22 protein-coding genes and 1 pseudogene are annotated in these 26,287 nt (G+C 49.7%); 6 read left to right on the forward strand and 17 right to left on the reverse strand.

Translation table 11 applies throughout. The features are described from left to right. Positions 1 to 33 precede the first annotated feature (33 nt). The 6 genes from BW941_RS02985 to BW941_RS03010 all read right to left on the reverse strand — a co-directional run bounded on the left by BW941_RS02985 (position 34) and on the right by BW941_RS03010 (position 6,608). Positions 34 to 996, reverse strand: coding sequence for a porin (locus tag BW941_RS02985; protein WP_076514210.1), 963 nt, complete (start codon positions 994 to 996; stop codon positions 34 to 36). 271 nt (positions 997 to 1,267) lie between these two features. After that, entirely contained in the window at positions 1,268 to 1,984 is a 717-nt protein-coding gene (phoU, locus tag BW941_RS02990; RefSeq protein ID WP_076514211.1) for a phosphate signaling complex protein PhoU, read from the reverse strand. 11 nt (positions 1,985 to 1,995) lie between these two features. Continuing rightward, positions 1,996 to 2,799 carry a phosphate ABC transporter ATP-binding protein PstB gene (gene pstB / locus BW941_RS02995; RefSeq protein WP_139325726.1) on the reverse strand — a complete coding sequence of 268 codons (804 nt, stop codon included), beginning with the start codon at positions 2,797 to 2,799 and terminating at the stop codon, positions 1,996 to 1,998. Between the two features lie 32 nt (positions 2,800 to 2,831). After that, positions 2,832 to 4,112 (reverse strand): phosphate ABC transporter permease PstA, encoded by a 1,281-nt coding sequence (pstA, locus tag BW941_RS03000; protein ID WP_076514213.1) that lies wholly within the window; start codon positions 4,110 to 4,112, stop codon positions 2,832 to 2,834. Continuing rightward, complete coding sequence (gene pstC, locus BW941_RS03005) at positions 4,105 to 5,478, reverse strand: phosphate ABC transporter permease subunit PstC (protein WP_076514214.1); 1,374 nt, start codon at positions 5,476 to 5,478, stop codon at positions 4,105 to 4,107. Before pstC ends, pstA begins: the two co-directional genes overlap by 8 nt. 86 nt (positions 5,479 to 5,564) lie before the next feature. Further along, a complete protein-coding gene (locus BW941_RS03010) occupies positions 5,565 to 6,608 on the reverse strand; it encodes a PstS family phosphate ABC transporter substrate-binding protein (RefSeq protein ID WP_076514215.1) in 1,044 nt (347 codons plus the stop codon). 303 nt (positions 6,609 to 6,911) lie between these two features. Between BW941_RS03010 and BW941_RS03015 the strand changes: the two genes are divergently transcribed. The 3 genes from BW941_RS03015 to BW941_RS03025 all read left to right on the forward strand — a co-directional run bounded on the left by BW941_RS03015 (position 6,912) and on the right by BW941_RS03025 (position 9,299). Further along, positions 6,912 to 7,451, forward strand: a complete 540-nt coding sequence (locus BW941_RS03015; RefSeq protein ID WP_076514216.1) for a TRAP transporter small permease subunit — start codon at positions 6,912 to 6,914, stop codon at positions 7,449 to 7,451. Then, positions 7,444 to 8,820 (forward strand): TRAP transporter large permease, encoded by a 1,377-nt coding sequence (locus BW941_RS03020; RefSeq protein ID WP_076514217.1) that lies wholly within the window; start codon positions 7,444 to 7,446, stop codon positions 8,818 to 8,820. Before BW941_RS03015 ends, BW941_RS03020 begins: the two co-directional genes overlap by 8 nt. Before the next feature lie 83 nt (positions 8,821 to 8,903). Further along, positions 8,904 to 9,299 (forward strand): acyl-CoA thioesterase, encoded by a 396-nt coding sequence (locus BW941_RS03025; RefSeq protein WP_076514218.1) that lies wholly within the window; start codon positions 8,904 to 8,906, stop codon positions 9,297 to 9,299. 889 nt (positions 9,300 to 10,188) lie between these two features. Here BW941_RS03025 and BW941_RS03030 read toward each other — a convergent pair. The 5 genes and pseudogenes from BW941_RS03030 to uvrD form a co-directional block, all read right to left on the reverse strand. Beyond that, positions 10,189 to 10,992: pseudogene (locus BW941_RS03030) on the reverse strand (TRAP transporter substrate-binding protein); the annotation flags it as partial. Between the two features lie 159 nt (positions 10,993 to 11,151). Continuing rightward, on the reverse strand, positions 11,152 to 12,891 hold the full coding sequence (locus BW941_RS03035; RefSeq protein WP_076514219.1) for a tetratricopeptide repeat protein: 1,740 nt from the start codon (positions 12,889 to 12,891) through the stop codon (positions 11,152 to 11,154). A gap of 47 nt (positions 12,892 to 12,938) precedes the next feature. Beyond that, positions 12,939 to 13,874 carry a hypothetical protein gene (locus BW941_RS03040; protein WP_076514220.1) on the reverse strand — a complete coding sequence of 312 codons (936 nt, stop codon included), beginning with the start codon at positions 13,872 to 13,874 and terminating at the stop codon, positions 12,939 to 12,941. Positions 13,875 to 14,810: 936 nt separating this feature from the next. After that, complete coding sequence (locus BW941_RS03045; RefSeq protein ID WP_076514221.1) at positions 14,811 to 15,899, reverse strand: TRAP transporter substrate-binding protein; 1,089 nt, start codon at positions 15,897 to 15,899, stop codon at positions 14,811 to 14,813. Positions 15,900 to 15,932: 33 nt separating this feature from the next. Then, on the reverse strand, positions 15,933 to 18,122 hold the full coding sequence (gene uvrD / locus BW941_RS03050) for a DNA helicase II (RefSeq protein ID WP_076514222.1): 2,190 nt from the start codon (positions 18,120 to 18,122) through the stop codon (positions 15,933 to 15,935). A gap of 133 nt (positions 18,123 to 18,255) precedes the next feature. On the opposite strand from uvrD, the gene BW941_RS03055 reads away from it, so the two are divergent. Beyond that, positions 18,256 to 19,113 carry an SIS domain-containing protein gene (locus BW941_RS03055; protein ID WP_084188573.1) on the forward strand — a complete coding sequence of 286 codons (858 nt, stop codon included), beginning with the start codon at positions 18,256 to 18,258 and terminating at the stop codon, positions 19,111 to 19,113. Between the two features lie 196 nt (positions 19,114 to 19,309). Next, entirely contained in the window at positions 19,310 to 19,486 is a 177-nt protein-coding gene (locus tag BW941_RS17800; protein ID WP_175607853.1) for a PA3496 family putative envelope integrity protein, read from the forward strand. Positions 19,487 to 19,878: 392 nt separating this feature from the next. On the opposite strand, the gene BW941_RS03060 is transcribed toward BW941_RS17800, so the two are convergent. The 3 genes from BW941_RS03060 to BW941_RS03070 all read right to left on the reverse strand — a co-directional run bounded on the left by BW941_RS03060 (position 19,879) and on the right by BW941_RS03070 (position 22,325). Beyond that, positions 19,879 to 21,156: an ammonium transporter gene (locus BW941_RS03060; protein ID WP_076514223.1), complete on the reverse strand. Its 1,278-nt coding sequence runs from the start codon at positions 21,154 to 21,156 to the stop codon at positions 19,879 to 19,881. Positions 21,157 to 21,201: 45 nt separating this feature from the next. Then, entirely contained in the window at positions 21,202 to 21,540 is a 339-nt protein-coding gene (gene glnK / locus BW941_RS03065; RefSeq protein ID WP_068442786.1) for a P-II family nitrogen regulator, read from the reverse strand. Between the two features lie 71 nt (positions 21,541 to 21,611). Beyond that, positions 21,612 to 22,325 (reverse strand): TorF family putative porin, encoded by a 714-nt coding sequence (locus tag BW941_RS03070; protein ID WP_076514224.1) that lies wholly within the window; start codon positions 22,323 to 22,325, stop codon positions 21,612 to 21,614. A 320-nt stretch (positions 22,326 to 22,645) separates the two neighbouring features. Between BW941_RS03070 and BW941_RS03075 the strand changes: the two genes are divergently transcribed. Continuing rightward, positions 22,646 to 22,876, forward strand: a complete 231-nt coding sequence (locus tag BW941_RS03075) for an accessory factor UbiK family protein (protein ID WP_068442784.1) — start codon at positions 22,646 to 22,648, stop codon at positions 22,874 to 22,876. 808 nt (positions 22,877 to 23,684) lie between these two features. Here BW941_RS03075 and urtE read toward each other — a convergent pair. From urtE to urtC, 3 genes are read right to left on the reverse strand one after another with little or no spacing between them, the layout of a single operon-like run. Next, complete coding sequence (gene urtE / locus BW941_RS03085; protein WP_068441783.1) at positions 23,685 to 24,383, reverse strand: urea ABC transporter ATP-binding subunit UrtE; 699 nt, start codon at positions 24,381 to 24,383, stop codon at positions 23,685 to 23,687. Position 24,384: 1 nt separating this feature from the next. Further along, positions 24,385 to 25,152: an urea ABC transporter ATP-binding protein UrtD gene (gene urtD, locus BW941_RS03090; protein ID WP_076514226.1), complete on the reverse strand. Its 768-nt coding sequence runs from the start codon at positions 25,150 to 25,152 to the stop codon at positions 24,385 to 24,387. Further along, positions 25,149 to 26,285 (reverse strand): urea ABC transporter permease subunit UrtC, encoded by a 1,137-nt coding sequence (urtC, locus tag BW941_RS03095; protein WP_436286949.1) that lies wholly within the window; start codon positions 26,283 to 26,285, stop codon positions 25,149 to 25,151. Before urtC ends, urtD begins: the two co-directional genes overlap by 4 nt. Positions 26,286 to 26,287: the final 2 nt, after the last annotated feature.

The following is a 26,287-nucleotide window of genomic DNA, read 5'->3' on the forward strand; positions in this document are numbered from 1 at the left end:
GCCGGGCTCTTTCTGGTGATGTTACTGCACGGATCAGAATTTGTATTCTGCGCCTACCGCAAATACCTGCATGCCAGAGCTGTCAGCATCAGTTTCTGAATCACTGACGTAACCGAATACTTTAGCGTTTTTCGCCAGCTTGTAATCAGCGCCCAGTGAAATCTGAGTAGCACCTTCTTTACGAATATCAGAAGAGGCGTACTGGGCTTTCAGTTTAACTTTTGAAGCGGCTTTCACGGCAGCAGAAACCATCATGCCGTCATTGCTCTCACCGTTATCATCTTCGGTTTCCCACAGAGCGCCAAGCTGGATACCACCGTCCAGGTTGAGTTGACCTACAACGCGGGTAACGTCGATGCCAGCACCTTCAACGCCGATGTCGTGTGCAACCGCAACGTAAACCATGTCTTGAGTAAAGGCTGCAGACATAGACTGGGAGTTAGCAACTGTCTCATCTTCGCTGTTGATGTGGTCGAACGTAAGAACAACGCCAGCCAGACTAGGAGACTGGTAACGAACTACATTTTTAACGCGGTTATCGCTGTTAGTAACGAAGTTCTTGATGTCAGCCTGTAGATCGTTGAACTGATCAACTTTCTTCTGAGATGCTTTCAGTGCCGAGTCGAAGATACCGGCCTGTACTTTACCGAAGCTGCCTTTCGCGCCCAAGAAGGTGTTGCGTTTAGTGAAAGCCGAAGAGTACTTAATCTCTTCACCTTCGATATCAACTTTATCAGTCTGATCGCCATCGACACCAATCTGGAATTCCGCCTGATAGAAAGCAGTAATCGCTTCGTTCAGTTCGAAGTTACCTTTTACCCCCAGACGAGAAGCGTTTGAGTTCAGTTCACTGTAGCTACCTGCATCTTCCTGCTGAATGAACTCTTGAGAGACGTTCATTTTGCCGTAAAAAGTAGGCGCCGGGATTTCAATAGTCTCGGCGTTAACGAATGCGGTTGCTGACGCCATCGCGAGGAAAAGTGCTGTCTTTTTCATGCTTCTCATCCAGAGTTAGTTATATGCAAGATTGTCTTGCTTAATTGTTACTGCAACGCATCGTGTTACAGGATGATGTCTACTCTATGGCACTTTTATTACAGTAATATGACAAAATAGTCATATATGTGAAATCAAAATGTCACATTCGGAGTGGAGCCATGCAGCAGTAAACAAGTCATGTCGGCTGTCAGTATAGGCCAGTTTCAGAAAAGCAAAGGGAAAGTTCGCGCCTCCGGAAAGGTGGAGGCGCAAAAGGCAGGGGATCAGATCAATCTTCTTTCTGAGCGGTTTCTTCCATTTCTGTGAGAGAGCTGTGACGCACGTCAGTACCACTCACAAGATAGATAACCTGTTCAGAGATATTACGTGCATGGTCACCAATACGCTCGATCGCACGCAGAATCCAGAGGATATTGATGGCCTGACCAATAGAGCGAGGGTCTTCCATCATGTAGGTGATCAGCTCACGCAGCGCAGACGCGTACTGCTTATCCACCAGCTTATCGGTGCGTACTACATCGATCGCACCTTCAACGTCGTGGCGGGCAAAAGCATCCAGAGCGCCAGAAATCATTTTCACAACCTCCTCACCCATGTAGCGAATCGCCTGCTGACAAAACTGAGGATTTTTGGAGTCTTTCACTTCCAGCGTGTGAATCGCGATCTTACTCGCCTCATCTCCGATACGCTCAAGATCACGAACAACGCGCGATACCGCCAGAACCATACGCAGATCCGATGCTGCTGGCTGGCGGCGCACCAGGATTTGTGTACATTCGTTATCAATAGCAACTTCTGCCTTATCTACGTCGTCTTCACGACGGATAACATCATCGGCTAACTGAGTATCGCCTGAGCAGATTGCCTGAACCGCGTGGTTTACCTGACGTTCGACCAGTCCACCCATGCTCATCATGTGGTTACGGATCGCTTCAAGATCGGCATTAAACTGACCAGAAATATGCTGGTTAAAATTCATTTCCATCGTACTGCTCCTTAGCCAAAGCGGCCGGTGATGTAGGCTTCAGTCAACTGATGCTCAGGCGTTGTAAATACCTTATCCGTTGCATTCACTTCGATCAACTGGCCCAGGTGGAAGTAGGCAGTGCGCTGTGACACACGAGCAGCCTGCTGCATCGAGTGGGTCACGATTGCGATGGTGTAATTCTCACGCAGCTCGTCGATCAGTTCTTCAATTTTAGCAGTTGCAATCGGGTCCAAAGCAGAACACGGCTCATCCATCAGGATTACTTCAGGATCTACCGCAATGGTACGTGCAATACACAGACGCTGCTGCTGACCACCAGAGAGGCCAGTACCCGGTGCATGCAGACGATCTTTTACTTCGTTCCAGAGACCCGCACGCTGCAGACTCTTTTCAACAATTTCGTCCAGGTCTACGCGCGAAGATGCCAGGCCGTGGATACGAGGACCGTATGCAATATTGTCGTAGATCGACTTAGGAAACGGGTTAGGCTTCTGGAACACCATGCCCACCGTCGCACGCAGTGGTACAACGTCAACGCGAGGGTCGTAGATGTTATCGCCATCAAGCAGAATTTCACCCGTGACATTACAGATATCGATGGTGTCGTTCATGCGGTTCAGGCAGCGCAGGAAAGTCGATTTACCGCAACCGGAAGGGCCGATTAAGGCGATTACTTCATTCTGGCGGATGTCCAGGCTGACGTTATAAATCGCCTGTTTCTCACCATAAAACACACAGACGTCGCGAGCGCGCAGTTTTGCACCTTCACTGAGAGGAGAGCCGACCGTTTTGTGATTTTCAATAATACTCATAACGTTATCCGATAATTTCTGTTTCAGGCCTGTTACCAGCGACGCTCAAGGCGACGACGAAGCATAACGGCGGCAGTGTTCATAATGATCAGGAAGCCCAGCAGAACCATAATGGCGCCAGATGTACGTTCGGTGAAAGCGCGCTCAGGGCTGTCTGACCAAAGGAAAATCTGTACTGGCAGTACCGTGGAAGGATCATTAATAAATCCTGGCACATCCACCACAAACGCGATCATACCGATCATCAGCAGCGGAGCTGTCTCACCCAGCGCCTGTGCCATACCGATAATGGTACCTGTGAGCATGCCCGGCATCGCCAGCGGCAGTACATGATGGAACACGGTCTGCATCTTGGATGCCCCCAGACCAAGCGCCGCTTCACGAATAGAAGGAGGTACCGCTTTAATGGCTGCACGACCAGAAATAATAATCGTCGGCAGTGTCATCAGCGTGAGAACCAGACCACCTACCAACGGCGTTGAACGTGACACACCAAAGATATTAATAAAGATGGCCAGGCCTAGCAGGCCGAAGGTGATCGAAGGTACCGCAGCAAGGTTGTTGATATTAATTTCAACAATCTCAGTCAGGCGATTTTTAGGGGCAAACTCTTCCAGATAAATCGCAGCTGCCACACCGATCGGGAACGACAGCAAAAAGGTCACGAGCAGAGTCAGCAATGTACCGGTAATTGCACCACGAATACCCGCCAGCTCAGGCTCACGGGAATCCCCGTTCACGAAGAACGTGGTATTAAACTGAGTTTTAAGCGCATCACTCTCGATCCAGCCGGTAATCCACTCTAGTTGCTTTTCGCTCAGACGAACGCTGCCGCTGTCATTACCGTACTCGTGCTTAAACCATTGGTCGACATCGTCATCGACCAGCAGGTCCACAGTCACGGTTTTGCCGATAACTGAAGGATCTTCAAGAACCTGACTCTGAATCTGCCAGCCGGCACCAGAAGAAATCAGACTGAACAGGCTGCGTGCTTCTGAACGACCTTTTGGCTGAACGTCATTCTTGAAATGACGCTTAATCAGGCCGTCGTAGTTCGCACTCATGATGTCACTTTCGGATGAATCCGGTGTGATATCCAGATAGTCACCATCAATCTCGATAGTGGTAGTCAGTACTGTCTGCGAGAAGGCCGATGTGCCTTTTGAAAAAATATCGCCAAACAGAACCACCAGACACAGCAGACCAAATAATACAGAGGCCATGCCGTAAAGGCGGAAGCGAGTCTCAGCCGCACGGCGACGACGCATACTGGCTTCGACTTTCTGACGCGTTGTCATGGTTGAATCAGTCATATTGTTCCCGGTACTTCTGTACGATCTTGATAGCTACAAAGTTCAGAGCCAATGTCACGATAAAGAGGACAAGGCCCAGCGCGAAGGCGGCAAGTGTTTTCGGCGAATCAAACTCCTGGTCACCGACCAGCAGAGTCACGATCTGCACCGTTACGGTAGTCACACTGTCGAGCGGGTTCGCGGTCAGGTTTGCCGCAAGGCCCGCAGCCATAGCAACAATCATGGTCTCACCAATAGCACGCGACACGGCAAGCATCACAGCACCGACAATCCCTGGCAGAGCAGCCGGTATAACGACCTGACGTACTGTTTCGCTGCGGGTCGCACCGAGACCATAGCTACCGTCACGCAGTGACTGAGGTACGGCGTTGATCACGTCATCTGACAGCGATGACACGAAAGGAATGATCATAATGCCCATGACCAGACCAGCCGCCAGAGCACTCTCGGACGAGACATCCAGACCTACTGACTCACCGATACCACGAATAAACGGCGCGACGGTCAGGGCGGCAAAGAAGCCATAGACAACGGTCGGGATACCCGCCAGAACTTCGAGCGCCGGCTTGGCTAGCTGACGTACGCGTGAAGTTGCGTATTCAGAAAGGTAAATGGCCGCCATCAGGCCCACCGGAACCGCAATAAACATAGCGATGGCGGAGATCAGCAGAGTACCGGCAAACAGAGGCACTGCACCGAAGCTACCCGATGAACCAGACTGGTCTGCACGCAGAGCCACCTGAGGTGACCAGGTCGTTCCGAACAGGAACTCAATCGGCGACACCTTCTGGAAGAAAAGAACGGCTTCAAACAGAACACTGACCAGAATACCCAGCGTGGTCAGTACCGCGATCGCCGAGCTGGCGAACAGCATTATGCGAACGATACGTTCAACTTCACCACGGGCGCGAAGATCTGGCTGGATACGGCGCCAGGTCACAGCCACACCCAGAAGAATTACTGACAGAATGACGCCACCCTTAAGAATCGCGGCACGCTGTTCGAGGTCGACCAGATGCGCAGCAACAGAGCCTAAATCACTCTGGCCCATCATCGTAGGGTCGCTGGCGATATTATGAACCTTGGAAAGCGCCAGACGTACTTCTGCTTCACTGGCCGTACGGATGGCTTCAGGAAGTTGCATCGTCAGCAGCGCATCAACGATGCGAGGTTCCAGCATTACCCACATGATCAGAATGAGCAGAGGCGGCAGAGTAGTCCAGAGCGCAGTCAGAGCGCCGTAGTGGGTTGGAAGTGAGTGCATACTCTCTCCCTGGCCAGCAAGAGACCGGGCGCGGTTGCGTCCGAGAAAATATGCTGCCCCCAGCGCGATCAACAACGCGATTAGCAAGGTACTGTAGTTCATGGGTTACTTCTGTCAGTAAGTGTTTTGAATGCACAAAAACCGGGAGTGCCTCCGCACGCCCGGCTTTCAACAGACAGCTGTCTGTATTATTTAGCGGAGATTGTCTTCAGATTCTCGACAGTATCAACCACTTTTTCATATTCCTCTTCAGTCATTGGGATCATGCCCTTGTCTGCGAGGTAGCCATATTCGCCCATTGCTTTGTCGGATACGAATTCAGCCAGGTACTCTTCGATGCCAGGAATCACACCAACGTGTGCTTTCTTAACATAGAAGTACAGTGAACGGCTGACTGGGTAAGAACCGTCAGAGATTGCGTCAAACTCTGGCGCCTGACCTTCAACGATAGAACCGTGAACTTTGTCAGCGTTCTGCTCAAGGAAGCTGTAACCGAAGATGCCAAGTGCGTCTGGGTTAGCAACCAGCTTCTGAACGATCAGGTTATCGTTCTCGCCTGCTTCTACGTAAGCACCGTCTTCACGGATACCGTGGCACAGAGCTTTGTACTTGTTCTTGTCTGTTTTCTTCATCTCTTTGATGAATGGGAACTTCTTACAGCCACCTTCCATTGCCAGCTCGACGAATGCGTCACGGGTACCTGACGTTGGTGGTGGACCGAGAACCTCAATTTTCTTCGCTGGCAGCGCTGGGTTAACGTCTTTCCAGGTCTTGTATGGGTTGTCGATCAAAGTTTCAGAACCGTCCTGCGCTGGAACCACTTTCGCCAGAGCAAGGAAGATGTCTTTACGAGTCAGTTCGTACTGTGGTGCTTCGTTGCTACCCGCCAGAACGATACCGTCGTAACCCACCATCACTTCAACGATGTCTTTTACGCCGTTTTCAGCACACAGATTGATTTCGGACTGCTTGATTGCACGTGAAGCGTTAGTGATGTCAGGCGTGTTTGCACCAACGCCCTGACAGAACAGCTTCATACCACCGCCTGAACCGGTAGACTCAACTTTAGGCGTAGGGAAGCTTGAAGACTTACCGAAGCGCTCAGCAACAACAGTAGAGAACGGGTAAACAGTAGAAGAGCCTACGATGCTGATGTAATCACGCTCAGCGTAAGCGTTTGAGCCAGTCATGGTCGCCAGCAGAGCGGCACCAGTCAGAAGTACTTTTTTCATTAGAGTGTCCTTCATGTTGTATGGCACTAGATATGCCTGAGTCACTTGATTTCGGATGCTGGCCATTATCGGGATGGTATATTACAGAAATGTGACAAAGCGGCAATTTGTTACACCAATATGACAGCTATGTTACACCTAGCCCCGTCATTGCTGGGCTCACAGCCTGCGGAGTTGACGCTACAGAGGGGCCGCCGACCCTGATATACTCCCGCCTCGTTTACTGTCCGGGTTCTGTTCTCCCGGTACTTTTTCTGGCGCGTTTCACCACTTATTTCAACACAATTAGGGATGCCATAAGGGATGTCACAGTTGATAAGCCTGATTGATCGCTTTACATCAGCCACCGGCCGCATCACCCGCTGGTTATCTCTGTTCATGGTGCTGGCCACCTGCTCGGTCGTCGTGCTGCGCTACCTGTTTGATATGCCATCAATAGCACTGCAGGAGAGCGTCATGTACTTGCATGCCTCCCTGTTCATGCTGGGCGCCGCCTACACCTGGCAACAGGGAGGCCACGTCAGGGTTGATGTTTTCTACCGGGGCTGGACGGCCGAACGCCGCCACTGGGTAGAACGACTTGGGATTATTCTTCTGGTTCTGCCAACCAGCCTGTTTCTGCTCTGGGCGAGCTGGGAATACGTAGGCAATGCCTGGGCAATCCGCGAACGCTCACAGGAGGCCGCTGGCCTGCCTTTTATTTATCTTCTGAAAACCCTGATTGTAGTCTTACCAGTGACTCTGATTCTGCAAGCCATCGCTGAGCTACTGCGCACTTTTACAGGGCTGAAGGCTGATACCGACATCACCAACGACAGCAGCGAGGCAAATCACCATGGCTGAGTTTATGCCTCTTGTACTGTTTGCCGTCGTCTGCCTGGTCCTTATGTGTGGTTTCCCAGTGGCCTTCACCCTGGCAGGGACATCACTGCTATTCGCCGGCATTGGTTTACTGACCGGCACCTTCGACCCGGCCTTTCTTAATGCCATGCCTAACCGCATGTTCGGAATTCTGTCTAATCAGATTCTGGTGGCCGTGCCCTTATTCGTTTTCATGGGGGTAATGCTGGAGAAGTCGAAAATCGCAGAGCAGTTGCTGCGCAACCTGGGGCTGCTCTTCGGCCCGGTACGGGGTGGTCTGGGTTTCTCTGTGATCATTGTCGGTATGCTGCTTGCGGCCAGCACAGGTATTGTTGGCGCAACCGTAGTCACCATGGGGCTAATTTCATTACCCGCGATGCTGCGCAATGGTTATAGCCCATCACTCGCGAGCGGAACTATCTGCGCCACTGGGACACTCGGCCAGATTATTCCACCATCGACTGCGCTGATTATTCTCGGTGATGTGCTTTCCAGTGCCTATCAACAGGCGCAGCTTAAGATGGGCATATTTTCGCCAGAAACCGTCTCCGTTGCCGACCTGTTTGTGGGTGCTCTTATCCCCGGATTAATACTGGTACTCGGCTATTTTATATACACCAGCATCGTGGCCATATTTAAGCCCGAAGCCGCCCCGGCAGTTCAGGATCGCGTGCCTCTGTCACCAGGCTTTATATTCGAGTTACTCAAAGGCCTCCTTCCTCCGCTGCTACTGATAGTCGCCGTTCTCGGCTCGATTCTTACCGGTAAAGCCACGCCTACCGAAGCTGCAGGTATTGGTGCGTTCGGCTCATTAGTACTCGCCATTGCGTACGGCCAGTTCAGTCTACAACGTCTGCGCGAAGTGATGGACGCGACGCTTCAGGTCACCAGCATGATCTTCCTGATCTTTATTGGCGCTGCTCTATTCTCGCTAGTGTTCCGAGGCTTTGGCGGCGAAGAGCTGGTTCATGAAGTATTCAATGACCTGCCCGGCGGTGTTTTCTCTGCCATGTTGCTGGTAATGCTGGTGATCTTCCTGCTGGGCTTTATTCTCGACTTCATCGAGATCACCTTTGTGGTCGTGCCGATTGTGGCACCCGTGCTGCTGGCGATGGGCGTCGACCCGGTATGGCTTGGCATCATGATCGCCATCAACCTGCAGACGTCGTTCCTCACACCACCGTTTGGTTTTGCACTCTTCTATTTACGTGGTGTCGCGCCACCCGAGTTACCGACCCGAACACTCTACAAAGGCGTTATTCCGTTTATTGTTATTCAGGTGGCGGTTCTGGGATTGCTGGCCGTGTTCCCTGAACTGGCAACATGGTTACCCGATCAGATATACGGCTAGACTGAAGAAGCCCCGCACCCTATACATTGGCACGGCATGCGGTACAATTTGCGACCAACACAATAATAAAAGCCGGTGTCCTCATGGAAAAGACCGAAGACAACCAACCGTCACCCGAAGGCAGCCTGACCTTAAAACTGCTGCCAACCCGTGCCGACTGCAATATCCACGGTGATATCAGCGGTGGCTGGGTTGTTGCTCAGATGGACCATGCTGCAGAGTCAGACGCCAGCCGAATCGCCCAGGGGCGCATCGCCAACGTCGCGATGGAATCCGTTGTGTTTATGTCGCCGATCCGCCTTGGCGCTGAGGTATGCATCTACACCCGCCTGTTAGAGATAGGCACCTCATCCATCCGTATCGCCGTTGAAGCCTGGACCCGCAACCCGACAGAATCCGCCGAGCGCAAGGTTGTGGATGCAGTGTTTGTGTATGTGGCAATTGATGGGACAGGGCGAATCAGAGAAGTACCGCGGTAAGAGTGCTCCTGTTGGAGCGAATCAGCCGAAGGCTATTCGCGATCATCCCGTATCAGTAACGGTCTCTGTAGGAGGGAATCTTATTCCCGACAAACTTTCAGGGAGAAGCTCCCCCATAGTTCCTCAAAACTGCTCGTCGGGCGATTACGATGACTGTCCATATAGTCCTTTAGTCGGCGTTGAAAAATCAATAAATAAATTGGTCAACGATTCTCCGGATATAGAAGACCCGAGATAGGTAGCGAAATGGCATTCCAACACCAGAACCACTCATGCTCTACAACTACTTCCCGAAAGCTTTGAGAAGAGGATAAAAAAGAGAGCAAACAAAGGGTTGCCAATGAGATGGAAATTGAATAGAGAAAAAATTGATAAAGAATCGCCCTTTGTGCATTTAGATGCCAGACATGCGCTATCATCAATATAAATCCTAGAATACTGTATATTATCCCAACAACACTAGAAACGTTCGCCAATATATATATACCGGCCACCCAAAAGCCAGTGACTACTAGTAAATATCCGGGCCGATACTTCATCTCTCGTTTCTCATCCTTACGGGCCAGAACCACGTACAATAATCAGTTATATTCATTTAGCCTGCACTTAGCAGCATAACCGTCTTTGGCAGCTGCCATACCATTCTAAATTTCTCGAGCGCCCCCTCTTCACGAGAAACATATTGAATAATAGCCTCCTACATAAAACCTCAAACCTACTCACAGGACGTTTAAGATAGAAAGAGCGGAACTAAAGACACCATCCCTACATTATCACGCAAGCTTCGCGTTGCGCTCCAACGATGGCTAGAGATACACACAAACTCTGTGAACCACTCGAAACAGAATGTCCCGAGTAATTCACAGGTATTGTCTTACAAGAAAGAGCCTTAATCCCTAGCGTTAATATACGCCTGCTCGCTCACTGCATGGTAAGCCTTCACCTGATCACGGTAGGCTTTGTAGGAGTCGTATACTTTCTGAGAAAGTGGGTCAGCGCCTGCAACCTCAGCAACGACTTCATCAGATAATGTCTGAAGTTTGTCGAGCACATCCGCCGGGAATTCACGCACATCTACGCCGTGCTTTTCTTTCAGTTCGATCAATGCCGCCTGATTTCGCGTCGTATATTCCGCGAGCATGTCTTCGTTAATCGCTTTGGCGGTGATACGGACGATAGCCTGAAGGTCAGCTGGCAGTTCAGCAAAAGCATCTTTATTGATGGTGAATTCCATCATGGAACCCGGCTCGTGCCAGCCCGGGTGGTAGTAATGCTCAGCCACCTTATAAAGCCCAAAGGCCAGGTCATTGTATGGGCCAACCCACTCGGTTGCGTCGATGGTGCCCGTCTGAAGTGAGGTAAAGATTTCACCGCCCGGAAGAGTCACTGGCGTACCGCCAGCTCGTGCCAGCACTTCACCGCCGAGACCCGGAATTCGCATTTTCAGACCTTTCAGATCGTCAACGCTGTTAATTTCTTTATTAAACCAGCCGCCCATCTGCACACCGGTATTACCGCCCGGTAATGGCAGCAGGTTAAATGGCGCATAAACTTCTTCCCACAGAGCCTGACCGCCACCGTATTGAATCCAGCCGTTCATTTCCTGTGCAGTTAAACCAAACGGAACAGAGGTGAAGAATTGCGCGGCAGAGGCTTTGCCCTTCTAGTAGTAGGCACCACTGTGACCTAATTTTAGATTCCATACGAGGTTTTAGTATCTTCAAGACATTGCCCACCTTCAAGCAAGGCATACCGCTCGGGACTTTCACTGCACACGCCCGGGATAAAAGTAAAATAAACACGCTAAATTCTTTAATCACATATATTTTCACATCAAGCAGCTTCATACCTTTCAGATATTAAAGTATTCGATCATGTTTGCTTCCAGCCTTTTGATCTTTGGGTCGCTACACTTGAAATCATCCATAATATTATCGATACCCTGAATAACACCGGAAAGATTGCTCATTGAAGATGAATTCGGGTTAAAAATAGTTTCAATAAAACGAGCATTACCACTCTCTGCTTCGGCCAGACCTACTTTTTTAAATATATCCATAAATTCTTTATTAACCGTAAAGTAAGAAATCTGATCAGGATTCTTATATCCCCCCACCCGATTTCCAAAACCGTTTCTATAGACTGTTTCACTAGTTACTGTCTTTTTAAACTTAACCGCATCTGGTCGAAGGCACGTACTATATTTCGCGTCATAATTGACGAGATAAGACGATAGAACTGGGGTTATCAGGCTACTATTGCGAAAGCTCCGGAACATGTCTCTGCCAGCTGTGCTTTTTTGACCTCCCATCGCAGACAAGCTATCTACAACCTTCCCAAGCGCCTTAATACTCTGGCCTATATACCCCGTCGTATAAGGCTCCATGTATTCTCTGTCGTACCTTTTAAGACTAGTCCAATCGCCCCCATACAAAGCATTAAGATAGTCCCCGCCAGGATAGCCTATAAATGGGGTATAGACTCGGCGAGCGATACTGTATTTCTTCTCCAGTTCAGTGGGGCCATCTCCTGAGTACATATATTCAGATACTACTTTGTCAAATTCAGTCACATACTTGGTATTCGACGCCATAGCGAGCAACTCAGAAGAGAATGCTGAGTAAAGCGTTTTGCGGTGAGCTTTGCGCTCCCGCTTTACTTCATCAAACTGAGCAAGTGTGTACGAACTTTCTAGCTCTTCTTTCTGATTTCGCTCGAATGCAACACTTGCTTTTAATGCTTCGATAGAACGTCCCAAAGACTTTACTTCCTGGTTGTACTCTCGTCGCTGGTCAGAGATCATTACCGATGTCACACGCTCGATATTACGAACTGCCAGAGCATCTAACTCTGAGATTTTATTGTCGCCCAGAAAACCGATAATAAAACCATATGAGTATTTCCATTTCACGAGGTAAAACAAGCCCTGTCTGCCCTCAGCTGCTGCAAACTCTTTCTTTAACTTAGGAGGGGCTTTGTGAGACACGAGGCGGGAAATTTCTTTTCTGGCCAGGGCTTTATCCGAGTCGCTCAATCCCCTGAAGCTAGAAAAGGAATTAAACCGAGACAAAAGGTAATTCACATCCGATGCTTCACAGGGTTCTTTGAGCTCTTTGTGTAATCGAGAGAAAAACCTTTGTTTGTTTACATACTCTAGTGCTGGCTTATATCCGGATGCGGCAGATTTCTCATACCATACAGCCGCGTTTGTCGCATCAACAGGAAGCCCAGAGCCGGAAGCCAAACAACGAGCATATATATACTGAGCCTCTGGCAGCCCCTTGTCTGCAGCCGACTTAAAGTGCATGACAGCACGCCGCTCATCTCTCTCACCATTCAACCCTTCAAGCAAGATCTCACCCGCCATTAATGCTGCTTCAGGTTCGCCTGCCACCGCTGCTTTTTCATACCAGTGCAATGCTTGAGTATAGTTCTGATCAAGGCCATCGCCTTTATAATATGCTTCAGCCAATAATAACTGAGCCACAGAATCTCCACTTTTCGCGGCTTTAATGATGTAATTTGGTGACAAACCAGCATGGGATATACTTGCACCCACAACAACAGCAACCAGAAAAAAAAACCTTAACATAATAGCTTCCCGTCAGGCATGAAACCATCTATAGCATAAATGGCTCGTCAAAAACTTGTATAAATCAAACCTTCTTCAGAAAAATCTGATTCAGAACCGCTATAAACACTGTATTCATAAGCTTCAAGAACCAAAGTTAAGTATTCATAATTGCCGGCCCAGCCATCTCTCCATTTTCTGACTTCACAACCAACCGGCTTCATTTTTAACAGATATTTTGGCTTACTTTTTGTCTCCGCTTCCACCAGCCTCAAGGTATAAACAGCACTTTTACCCATGCGCAAAGCAGCATCTCCTGACTCAGACCTGGTGCTTCTTCGAGCACGATAATTGGAGGGTTTTAGTTCGGAGCTGAAGCTGAAGACATATGGAAGAACCCTTTTCCTGTTCTTATTTAATCCTATAGACCTGTGGATTGATCTATTCTCTTTGTTAATAGACCGGAATATACCTCCCTTCCGATCGAATTCCATATCGTTTTTTCTAAAATCATTGACTGTTACATATCTGGATCTATATTTACTATAGTGGCCATCATATTCTTTAAAGAACTTTATTTCTGCCACACCCTTTTGGTTATCATAGTTTTCAATAGCTCCGTAGTACCACAGAGTAAGTATTGAATGCTCACCGACTCCATGTTCTCTAATATTTTGATCCAACACACTGGCCGCCCTATCTCTACTTTTAGAATTCATTACCGATGGATCGGCCAACTTTGCTGCCTTAAAAATATTTCTTTCTTCCCCGCTGGCGCTCGCATAGTAGATATTATCAACCCATTCCTGATTATCAAGAATCTCATCACGGCACGCTGCAAGAAAGGTAGCAAAATACTTGTCCGTCACGCCCTGTGAGAGATCTATGTTATTGGACTTTTCCGAATCCTCAGATGAGATACTGCCCGTTGCACACCCAGCAATTACAAAACAAGAAAGAATAAGACTTAGACCAGTCAGGCGATTTGATTTTTTCTTGAACACTTAAAAACCTCCCTATCGCACTGGATACACTCATATTCAGCACACCCAATAGTTCAAACATATATCAATGTCTCATAGTAAACCAGAACTTACATAAAAGCTCCCAAAAACCTCCCAAAGACAACTTTCCATAAAACTTGTATCAATTGTCACGGAATTTTTATTATTCGGCACTATTTCTATCAAGGTTAATAGGATTGCAACTAACACAGCTCAAATCTGAATCAGACTATTCAAGATTAATATTAAAATAATACTTTTTATTACTCAAAGGCATATCCAAGATATACATTCAAAGTTATTATCTAACAGAAAGTTATTAGCCAATCTTGTACTGGATCTTAATTTTCTCACCATTATTCAGGAGATTGATAATGGATGATGCATACATTTTTAAATTCGGGAACGTAGAGTTTGACGAAAACCGATTTTAGCTATGGGGCGCCGGCGTTAACCTCCTAATGTAACCCTCTCGTTACGCGTTCACGTACTAATATTCGCAAGGTTTCCTTTAAAAAAAACAGGGCCTTAATCCAGCGCGTTGATGTACGCTTGCTTGAAATAGGCACCGCATCGCCGTTGAAGCCTGAACCGTAATCCGACAGAATCCGCCGAGCCTAAAGTTGTGGATGCCGTGTTTGTGTATGTGGCGATTGATGGGGCAGGAAGAATCAGAGAAGTGCCGCGGTAAGAGTGCCCTTCGGAAGAGAGTCAGCTAATGAGTCTCCGTGGGAGCGAATCAGCCGGAGGCTATTCGCGACTAAACGGTATCAGTGACGATCTTTTGTAGAAGGGAATCTTATTCCCGACAAGCTTTCGGGGAGAAGCTCCCCTCCTACATGGCTCCTCAAGTGCTTACTATGACTGATCGCCACAGACAAGAAAGCCCGGACTATTCCGGGCTTATTTGATATGGGATGCCAAAGTTACAAGCAATTAATCCCTGGCGTTAATATACGCCTGCTCACTCACTGCATGATAAGCCTTCACCTGATCACGGTAGGCTTTATAAGAGTCGTATACTTTCTGAGAAAGTGGGTCAGCGCCTGCAACTTCAGCAACGACTTCATCAGATAATGTCTGAAGTTTGTTGAGTACATCGGCCGGGAATTCACGAACGTCGACGCCGTGCTTTTCTTTCAGTTCGATCAATGCCGCCTGATTACGGGTAGTGTATTCCGCGAGCATGTCTTCGTTAATCGCTTTGGCGGTGATTCGGACGATGGCCTGAAGGTCAGCTGGCAATTCAGCAAAAGCATCTTTATTGATGGTGAATTCCATCATTGAACCCGGCTCGTGCCAGCCCGGGTAGTAGTAGTGTTCAGCCACCTTATAAAGCCCAAAGGCCAGGTCATTGTAAGGGCCAACCCACTCGGTTGCGTCGATGGTGCCCGTCTGCAGGGAGGTGAAGATTTCACCGCCCGGAAGAGTCACTGGCGTACCACCAGCACGTGCCAGTACTTCTCCGCCTAAGCCCGGAATCCGCATTTTCAGGCCTTTCAGATCATCCACGCTGTTGATTTCTTTGTTAAACCAGCCGCCCATCTGCACACCGGTATTACCGCCCGGTAATGGCAGCAGGTTAAACGGCGCATAGACTTCTTCCCACAGGGCCTGACCGCCACCGTATTGAATCCAGCCGTTCATTTCCTGTGCAGTTAAACCAAACGGAACAGAGGTGAAAAATTGCGCAGCAGACGCTTTGCCCTTCCAGTAGTAAGCGCCACTATGACCCATTTCCGCAGTGCCCTGCGATACAGCATCAAACACCTGCAACGCAGGCACGAGTTCACCAGCGCCATACACTTTAATGGTTAAACGGCCACCCGACAGTTGCTCGACCTGCTCGGCAAAACGTTCTGGTGCTGTACCCAGACCCGGAAAGTTCTTAGGCCAGGAGGTCACCAGTTTCCATTTAAACGTTTTTGCTGGCTCGGCGCCCGTGGCTCCTGCCTGAGGTTCACAGTCCTTATTACATGCGCTCAGCACGAGTGCTGCCGCCACCATCACTAACAGTCGTTTCATTGGGATCTCCTGCCTTTGTTATTTTGTGCGCGTTTAACACGCTTCTAGTTTTGCAAAACTGGCTACTAACCACTTGCTGCCAGCATCATCAAAATTCACCTGAACCCGTAAGCCCGCGCCCTGCCCTTCAAACTGCATCACCGTGCCTTCACCAAACATTTCATGAAAAACTCGCTGCCCGAGGCTATAAGGGTATTGTTCCTGAACAAAGTCGGGCTGTCCGAACGAAGACGGCTTAGAGGTTCGTGCCGACAACGGGCGACTGACACTATTTTTCAAGCGCACTTCAGACACCAGCTCAGAAGGTATCTCGCGAATAAAACGTGACGGTGTGCTGAAGTTTTCCTGGCCATGCAGGCGGCGACTTTCGGCGTAGGTAATAATGAGCTTTTCCATCGCGCGGGTAATGCCGACATAAGCAAGGCGACGTTCTTCTTCGAGGCCTTCCGCTTCGTCCATGGACATTTTGTGAGGGAAGAGACCTTCTTCGACGCCAGCCAGAACGACCTGTGGAAACTCAAGACCCTTGGCCGAGTGAAGGGTCATCAGTTGCACTGCGTCATCGTATTCATCCGCCTGACCTTCGCCAGCTTCGAGTGCAGCACTGTCGAGGAAGCGCGCCAACGCAGATTCTTCTTCCTCTTCATCGTCAATAAAATCGGGTTCAAACTGACGCGCAGCGGTCACCAGCTCTTCGAGGTTGTCGATCCTGGCCTGCCCCTTCTCACCCTTTTCTTTTCTGTGATGTTCAATCAAGCCAGACTGCTGGATAACATTATCGACCAGCTCGTGGAGGGGCAGATCTTCTGCACCGACCGCGAGTTCTTCAATCAGATCAACAAACCCCTGAACGGCCCCAGAGGCACGTTTAGGAAGACTGTTATGCTCCAGAGCTTTATGCAGCGCCTGCCAGAGCGAGCAGCCTTCATCACGAGCAATGGCGCGCAATGATTCAACGGTTTTTTCGCCAATAGAACGTGCAGGAACATTAATCACACGTTCCACAGCGCCGTCATCATCACGGGTTAACAGTAGGCGCAGATAAGCGAGGGCATTTTTAATTTCCAGACGTTCATAGAAGCGCTGGCCGCCATAAATACGGTAAGGAATACCTGAACGCAGAAATGCTTCTTCCAGCGTGCGCGACTGTGCATTCGAGCGATACAGTACGGCCATATCCGTACGGGCCCGACCTGCTCGTGCCCATTCATCGACCAGATCAGCAATGTAACGTGCTTCATCCTGTTCATTGAATGCGGCATAGAGCGAGATCTGCTCGCCGTCTTCATCATCCGTACGCAGCTCTTTACCGAGGCGTCCGCTGTTGTTCGAGATCACCGCATTCGCCGCGGCCAGAATGTTTGCCGTCGAACGGTAGTTCTGCTCGAGCTTGATCATTTCAGCGCCGGGAAAGTCTTCCTGAAATGCGCGGATATTACCGACATTGGCACCGCGCCAGCCGTAAATCGACTGGTCATCATCGCCGACGACCATGACAGAGACGGTATTGCCCGCAAGCAAGCGAATCCATGCGTACTGGATGTTGTTGGTATCCTGGAATTCGTCGACCAGAATATTACGGAAGCGGCTTTGGTAATGCGCCAGCAGCTCCGGGTTTTCTAACCAGAGTTCGTGGGCTCGCAGAAGGATTTCACCAAAGTCGACCAGCCCGTTGCGCTGACAGTGTTCTTCGTAGATGTAGTAGAACTCATGCAACTGACGCGTAAACGGGTCGGCAGAAGGAATCACATGCGCAGCACGACGACCTTCGTCTTTCTGGCCATTGATGTACCACTGTATCTGCTTCGGGGGGTATCGGCTGTCGTCGATATTGTGTTCTTTCATCAGACGCTTGATCAGACGCACCTGATCATCGCTGTCGAGTATCTGAAAATACTGAGGCAGTTTCGCTTCACGCCAGTGCTGTTTCAGCAGACGGTGCGCCAGACCATGAAAGGTCCCTACCCACAAGCCATTCGATGGCTCATTGAGTACCTGCTCGATGCGGGTACGCATCTCACGAGCGGCTTTATTGGTGAAGGTGACCGCCATGACAGAGAAAGGCGAGACGTTCTCTACCTTCAATAACCAGGCGATACGGTGCACCAGTACACGGGTCTTACCCGAACCGGCACCTGCGAGTACAAGCTGATGTGGAGAGTTAGCGCATACGGCGTTGCGCTGACCATCATTCAGCTGATCAATAAGAAGCGATATATCCATGGGCACCAAGTCTACCAGAATGTTTCACGCGCCCTGAACACTTACTGTGGGCTTATACGTCGTCATAAGTCCCATGGCCAAGCAGAGTGAATTTCGTATAATCAGACTCTGACACCTGAGCTCTGGAACGCACGTGAAAAATCAGCCCATTCTGAAAGAAATCGCCAGCGCCCGGTCGTCTCTGCGCAAGTCAGAAATCAAAGTCGCAGATTTTGTTCTCGCCGAACCTGAACAGGTAATGCATATGCGCATCGTTGACCTGGCTCAGGAAGCACAGGTCAGCGAACCTACCATTGTGCGCTTCTGTCGCGCAATTGGTTGTAACGGTTTCCAGGAGTTCAAAGTACGTATCGCACAGGAAACCGCGGTGGCCAACAACCTTGGGCAGTTCGCGATTGCCGAAGACGACAGCATTGACGATATCTGCACCAAGATTGCCGACACAACCATCCAAAGGCTGTATCAGGTTAAATCTCAGCTGCTGCCCGCTCAGGTTGCAGACGCAGCCCAGGCCATGAGCAGCGCGATGCGTGTGGAGTTTTACGGTTTTGGCGCATCAGGAGCCGTTGCTACCGACGCCCAGCATAAATTTTTCCGTTTGCAGGTCGCCACCGCGGCATACAGTGACCCTCATATGCAGTCGATGTCCGCCGTCACATTGGGAGATAAAGACGTTGTCGTCGCTATTTCTCAAAGCGGCCGCACTCTGGATCTTATGCACTCGATTAAACTGGCACAGAAGCATGGTGCTGTTGTCGTTAGTCTGGCCCCTCAGAATACTCCGGTCAGTAACGCCGCAGACCTGCCGATTCATATTAATATCGAGGAAGACACCGACCAATTTACGCCGATGACTTCCCGTATTGCTCATCTCATGGTCATTGATATGTTGGCGGTTGCCGTCACGCAACGTCGTGGCCCCGACTTTGCCAACCATCTTAATGCGATCAAACAAAGCATCCGGTCTTTGCGATCTGAAGGGGATCATTAAGGTCCGCCTGAAACAGAACTATTCAAACCGACACTTAGTAATAAACTACTCAACAATGGAATTAGGACAATCACGCCCAATTAGTGAGTTTGGCTGAATAAACCGGTTGGCTTATCAGTCAGTTCCTGTAATCTGTCTGTAAACAAAAATAAGCAGAATCGCAACCGGACTTGTGAATCCCAGAGGGAAAAACACTATGGAAACCGCTAAAGATTATACTTCTGAAGAAACCGTATCGTTCGACGAAAACGGTAATGTTGTTGTTAACAAAGAGGCGCACGCTTCTAAGAAATTAATCTCCCGCCGGGCCATTGAGGCACACTTAGAGCGGAAGCGTCTGGAAAAAGATCTCGAAGCTTATTACTTCGACTGATCAGTCCGCAATAGAAAAAGCAGCCAACCGGCTGCTTTTTTTTGCCTGAATTTTTTCATCAGCAGAACTCGGCATTTTTACTAGCCAGAGAGCGAACTCAGATTGATTCGCTCCCTGAGATCCAGGGTTCGTTTGTGGGAGCTATTCAGCCAGCTTGCCTGGCTAATGGCGATGGTTTTTGCGGCTACGGTATTCGCGAATAGCCTTCGGCTGATTCACTCCCACAGTGATTTACAGGTTGATTCCAACCGCTCCGTTTAAGCACTCTTCTGTCGTTAATTGATCGCTTTTAAATACTCGCTGATCAATCCTGTGCTAAAAATAACAGACATAAAAAAACCGGCCAGTTGGCCGGTTCTTCGTTTTGGCATCCTTGCCAGCTGAGGTTCAACTTACTTAGAAGTGAACTCTGGGTACGCTTCCATACCACACTCAGCAATATCAACACCTTCGTATTCCTGCTCTTCGCTGACACGCAGACCCATGATGGCCTTGAGCACGCCCCAAACGATCAGAGAAGTTACGAATACCCAGATGAAGATAGTCAGAGTACCAACCAGCTGCCCCATGAAGGTAGCCTCAGGATCAGAGATCAGAACTGCGAAGATACCCCAGATACCAACTACACCGTGTACAGAGATCGCACCTACTGGATCGTCGATCTTCAGCTTGTCGAGGGTCAGGATAGACAGAACTACCAGAACACCACCGGCCGCACCGATCAGAGTCGCCACGAATGGTGATGGATCAGCAGGCTCAGCAGTGATCGCAACCAGACCAGCCAGTGCACCGTTCAGAGCCATAGTCAGGTCAGCCTTACGGAACAGGATGTAACCAGTAATCAGAGCAGCAATCAGACCACCAGAAGCCGCAGCGTTGGTGTTCAGGAATACGTTAGCTACTTCGTTAGCAACCGCGATACCACCCAGTTTCAGAGTAGAACCACCGTTGAAGCCGAACCAACCCATCCACAGGATGAACATACCCAGGGTAGCCAGTGGCAGGTTAGCACCAGGAATAGCGCGTACTTCACCGTTAGGGCCATACTTGCCTTTACGAGCGCCCAGCAGCAGAACACCAGCCAGAGCAGCAGCAGCACCCGCCATGTGAACGATACCTGAACCTGCATAGTCAGAGTAGCTCAGTTCGTACAGACCGAATACAGAGTCACCGTTCCAGGTCCATGAGCCTTCCATAGGATAGATGAAACCAGTCATTACAACAGCGAATGCCAGGAACGCCCACAGCTTCATACGTTCAGCAACCGCACCAGAAACGATAGACATTGCAGTCGCTACGAAGACAACCTGGAAGAAGAAGTCAGATGCACCGGCGTATACTGAGTCGCCATCAAAACCATTCTCAGCTGAGTCAGCCAGAACGCCAGCAATAGCAGCGTCGTCCATGCCAGCAACAGTAGTCACACCAGACAGGAAGTAACCGCCGCCGTACATCAGTTCGTAACCACAGATCAGGTACATGGTGCACGAGATCGCGAACAGGGCAACGTTTTTGGTCAGAATTTCAGTGGTATTTTTAGAGCGGACCAGACCCGCTTCCAGCATGGCGAAACCTGCCGCCATCCACATTACCAGCGCGCCACACACCAGGAAATAAAAGGTGTCCATGGCGAACTGAAGTTCAAAAATATGATTAAGATTCGATTCCATTATAAGCCCCCCGCATCAGGCTCTGTTATGTAGTGGTCGGACGTCTTACAGCGCGTCTGCGCCAGTTTCGCCAGTACGGATACGAATAACCTGCTCAAGGCTGGTGACAAAGATTTTGCCGTCGCCGATCTTGCCGGTGTTCGCTGCTTTAGTGATTGCTTCGATGACTTTCTCAGTCAGGTCTTCAGCAACCGCCACTTCAATTTTTACTTTAGGCAGAAAATCCACCACGTATTCAGCGCCACGGTACAGTTCAGTGTGGCCTTTCTGACGACCAAAGCCTTTCACTTCAGTCACTGTGATGCCCTGAACACCGATCTCAGACAGTGATTCACGAACATCGTCAAGCTTGAACGGCTTAACAACAGCAGTAATGAGTTTCATAGAAAACCCCTTTCGTAATTTAGATAAGGTTACAGATAGCCCGTGCGGGGGCACGGGCTATTGTATGCTTTTTACAGGTCGATAGGCAGGCTGTATGAAACAACTACCAATAGATCGTCATCGATCTCTTCTGAATCAGCACTGTCGAAGTCTTCAGCATCGGTTTTATCAATAACCTTGCTAAGCGTGAAAGAAATGTTGTCGTTGTATGCGTAGCTCAGATCAAGGTGAACGTAATCTGCGTCTTCACCTTCATCATCAGAAATACCGATGGTCGCGCTGTATGCGTCTATACCATAACCAAGGGTCATGTAGCTGTAGTCATCATTACCATCACCAGCCAGCGGGTAGTAATAAGAGAAAGACGCTCCTGCATAACCAAGAGACAAGATCAGCTCTGACAACTCACCCAAGTTACTCTCTGACTCATCAGCAAGGGTGTCTTCATCATCTGGGCTACCTGGGTAAACATAGGTCCAAGCAGAGATGTCATAAGAGAAATCTTCTACTTCACCACCGTAACCAACATACAGGTCAAACTCTGTTCCTGCTGAAGTATCGCCACTTGACGCCCAAACACCACCATAAGCACCACCAGAGCTTACAGATAAATCACCAGATACAGCAGGAACACCAGGAGAGCCCAGGTTAGTACCACGCCACAAGTACATGTTTGCTACCGCTGCAGATGCAGATACATCTACTTCAGCCTGAGCCAATTGAGCACCAGTCAGACCTGTAGTCATTACACCAGCGAGAGCGATTGCTTTAGTCAGTTTTTTCATCGTTCTTTTTCCTATTACGGTTTTTTTAGCTGTTGATCTTTCAATTTGGTCGATATGGGCAATTCGCACCGATATCTTTCTGTCACTCGGTTATAGCAGGGTGTGTGCCAACTTTTGATATACCCTTTTAAATCAATGACTTAGTAAAAATATGCGGACTTTTACAGTCATTGACGCAACCAAAAGAGGGCACGCAGCCAAAACCAGCACCCATTTATTGCACACCTTTCCGACGGTTTGCACTATTTAAGTGCAGTAATTGAAATTATCCCCTTTGCCCTTTCTGGTACACTGCGCCAAAACCCTTCCGGAGGTAAATTATGAAACCCGATGCGATTAAGAGCCGACTCGAAGAAATGCTGGAAAAGAGCCCGTTTGCCAGCCTGTCATCTGACCTGAAGCTGGCCCTGCAGTCTCAGTTACAGAGCCTGATTACTAATGCCAACCTGGTGACACGTGAAGAGTTCGATGTGCAGGCAGAAGTGCTGCGTCGTACCAGTGCACGACTGGCGGAGCTGGAAGAGCGAGTGGCTAAGTTAGAAGCAGAGTGATCTGCTAGTGCTCTGAAGAAGCGGCCTGATGGCCGCTTTTTTGTTTTTGGCCGCTGATTCTGCGGCCGCTGTAGTTGCAGCCGCTTGCGCGGGGTACTTCTTTAGCTGACGCTAAGGCCTTAATGCCCTGTTCATAGCCGCTCGCACGGGCGGGCTTTTTTGGCTGCCGCTAGGGTTCTATTGCCCTGTTTGGGGACCTTGTCCCCGGGCGGGCAGCCCCTCCCCTGCTTCGCGCTTTCTGGGCCGTATTCCTGATATTTACTGGCTTCTCCGGCAAACAGCTCCGGCGGGCATCCATGCCCGTATGGAGCCTCGCTCGGCATCCTGCCTCACGTTGCCTTCAAAGCTGGCGTAAATCCCAGCGGCCCCAGAGGCGCATGGTGATTCCGCACAAATAACTTTAAATACGTCCGTTAATTAATCCGCAAAACTGTTGGTGGGCAGTGCCCCCCTGCAATGCCAGATTAACCTGTAAGGTGCGCACTGCGCATCACAGACGTTAACGGCTTTACCAATACACGTTTAAAAATTCGATATAGCCGACTCAATATCTGCGCCTCTGGGGCCGCCGAGCAGAACGAGGAGAACGAGGAGAAGCCCGCATGGCTCCGGCATGGATGCCGGGCAAGGGCCTGGCAGCAGGGATGCTGCATTGGCCCGTTGCGAGGGTTCTCAAGTTCTGTGAAGGAAATACGGCCCAGAAAGCGCGAAGCAGGGGAGGGGCCGCCCGCCCGGGGACAAGGTCCCCAAACAGGGCAATAAAACCCTAGCGGCAGCTAAAGAAGCGCCCCCACGCCAGTGGCTACCATTAAATAGCCAGAAGCTCCTTCGCTTCCTCGGAGTGCTCCAACTCTTCACCCGTCCCCTGACTCACTACTCTCCCCCGCTCAAGAATAATAAATTCATCAGCGAGTTCTTTGGCAAAATCGAGGTACTGTTCAACAAGAACAATCGCCATATCACCGCGATCGCGTAATAGTTTAATGACGCGACCAATGTCTTTAATGATGGAAGGCTGAATACCTTCGGTCGGTTCATCAAGAATCAGCATTTTAGGTCGCAGCAGTAATGCGCGTGCAATCGCTAGCTGCTGTTGCTGGCCACCAGAGAGGTCACCCCCCCGGCGCTTGAGCATCTGCTGCAAAACGGGGAACAGTGAGAAGACTTCAGGGTCGATAAAGCGCTGTGAGCGCGGCACCGCTGAGAACGCGGTCTGCAAGTTCTCTTCTACCGTCAATTGCGGAAAAATATCGCGCCCCTGTGGCACAAACGCGATACCTTGTTTAGCCCGGTCGTAGGGTGCAAGTTTCATGATACTTTTACCGTCCCAGGAGATGTCACCGGAACCCGGTGCAAGGTGCCCGGCCAGTGATTTCATCAGGGTGGTTTTACCAACACCATTACGTCCCAGAACACAGGTCACTTTGCCCACGTCTGCGTTAAGGCTGACGTTGTAAAGCGCCTGACTAGCACCGTAAGAAACATTTAAATCCGTTACATTCAACATATCAGCGCCCCAGATACACTTCGATAACCTGCTGGTTATTCTTCACATTCGCCAGACTGCCTTCGGCGAGTACCGAGCCCTCGTGCAGTACCGTCACACGACAATCCAGGGCTTCAATAAAGTCCATGTCGTGCTCGACCACCATTAAAGAGTGTTTCTTTGAAAGCTCTTTAAACAGCTCAGCCGTTTTCATGGTTTCTTCATCCGTCATGCCCGCGGCTGGCTCGTCGATTAGTAGCAGCTCAGGCTCCTGACCTAATAGCATGCCAATCTCAAGCCACTGCTTCTGGCCATGTGACAGACTACCGGCGTCTTCGTAAAGGCGATCTTTCAGGTCAATCATGGATAGAATTTCGTCGATTTTATCCTGCTTTGCGCCTGTCAGTTTATGGGTCAGCGCCTGCCAGACTGAGCGACCACCTTTTAACGACATTTCGAGGTTTTCGAAGACTGTCAGACTCTCAATCACGCTTGGTTTCTGAAACTTACGACCAACGCCCATATTCGCTACCTGCGCTTCGTCGTAACGCGTCAGGTCGAGTTCATCGTTAAACAGAATCCTCCCTTCGTCGGGGCGGGTCTTGCCTGTGATGACATCCATCATGGTGGTTTTACCGGCACCGTTCGGGCCGATAATTGCGCGCATTTCTCCTGGCTCGATAAAGAGTGACAGGGAATTCAAAGCCTTAAAGCCATCAAAACTGACGCTCACACCATCCATATACAGAACGGTCGGCTGCTCGATATGTTTCGTTTTTGCGAGGCTCATGCATTACCCTCCGCTTCTTTGCTGGTCTTCTGATCGCTACTTTTTCCAGAGCTCGAACCTGTAGTGATTCCACTGTTACCACCACCGCCAGAAGACATAAATTTGTCTTTCATTTGTGCCCACAAACCAACGACACCTTTTGGCAGATACAGAGTCGTCAATACAAACAAACCACCCAGCATAAACAGCCACAGTTCGGCAAAAGCACCGGTAAAATAGGTCTTGGCGTAGTTCACCAGTACGGCCCCGATGACGGCGCCAAACAAGGTTCCACGACCACCGACGGCTACCCAGATAATCATCTCGATTGAATTAATCGGAGCAAACTCACCCGGATTGATAATGCCAACCTGAGGAACATATAAGGCACCCGCTACGCCTGCCAGCATCGCTGAGACGACAAACACAAACAGCTTGTACCATTCAACGCGATAACCTAAGAATCGCGCCCGTGACTCACTGTCTCTGATTGCGACCAGAACTCGTCCGAGCTTAGAGGTCACGATAAAGCGGCTGATTAAATAACCGAGAATCAAAGCAATCCCGGACGCAAAGAAGAGCGCGGCACGCGTCGAATCAGCCTGTAGATCAAAGCCTAAAATATCCTTAAAGTCAGTCAGGCCGTTATTACCACCGAAGCCCATATCGTTACGGAAGAACGCCAACATCAGGGCATACGTCAGCGCCTGGGTAATAATGGAAAGGTAGACCCCGGTAACCCGCGAACGGAATGCCAATGCACCAAAGACGAACGCCAGAATACCCGGTACGGCGAGAACCATCACCATAGCAAACCAGAACTGATCAAAACCGAACCAGTACCATGGCACCTCGGTCCAGTTCAGGAACACCATAAAATCTGGCAGATCAGGATTAGCATAGACACCACGGTCACCGATCTGACGCATCAGATACATGCCCATCGCATAACCGCCAAGCGCAAAAAATGCCCCGTGACCCAGACTTAAAATACCGCAATATCCCCAGATTAAATCAACGGATACCGCGAGCAGTGCGTAGCAAAGATATTTACCTAACAAAGTCATTGTGTAGGTAGATACATGCAGGGCCGATCCTTCCGGGAAGACCAGGTTGCAGAAAGGTACGATGATGGCAATCGCAAGAATGATCATCA

The sequence above is a fragment of the Thalassolituus maritimus genome (genome assembly GCF_900156675.1).
Taxonomy (GTDB): Bacteria; Pseudomonadota; Gammaproteobacteria; order Pseudomonadales; family Oceanobacteraceae; genus Thalassolituus; species Thalassolituus maritimus.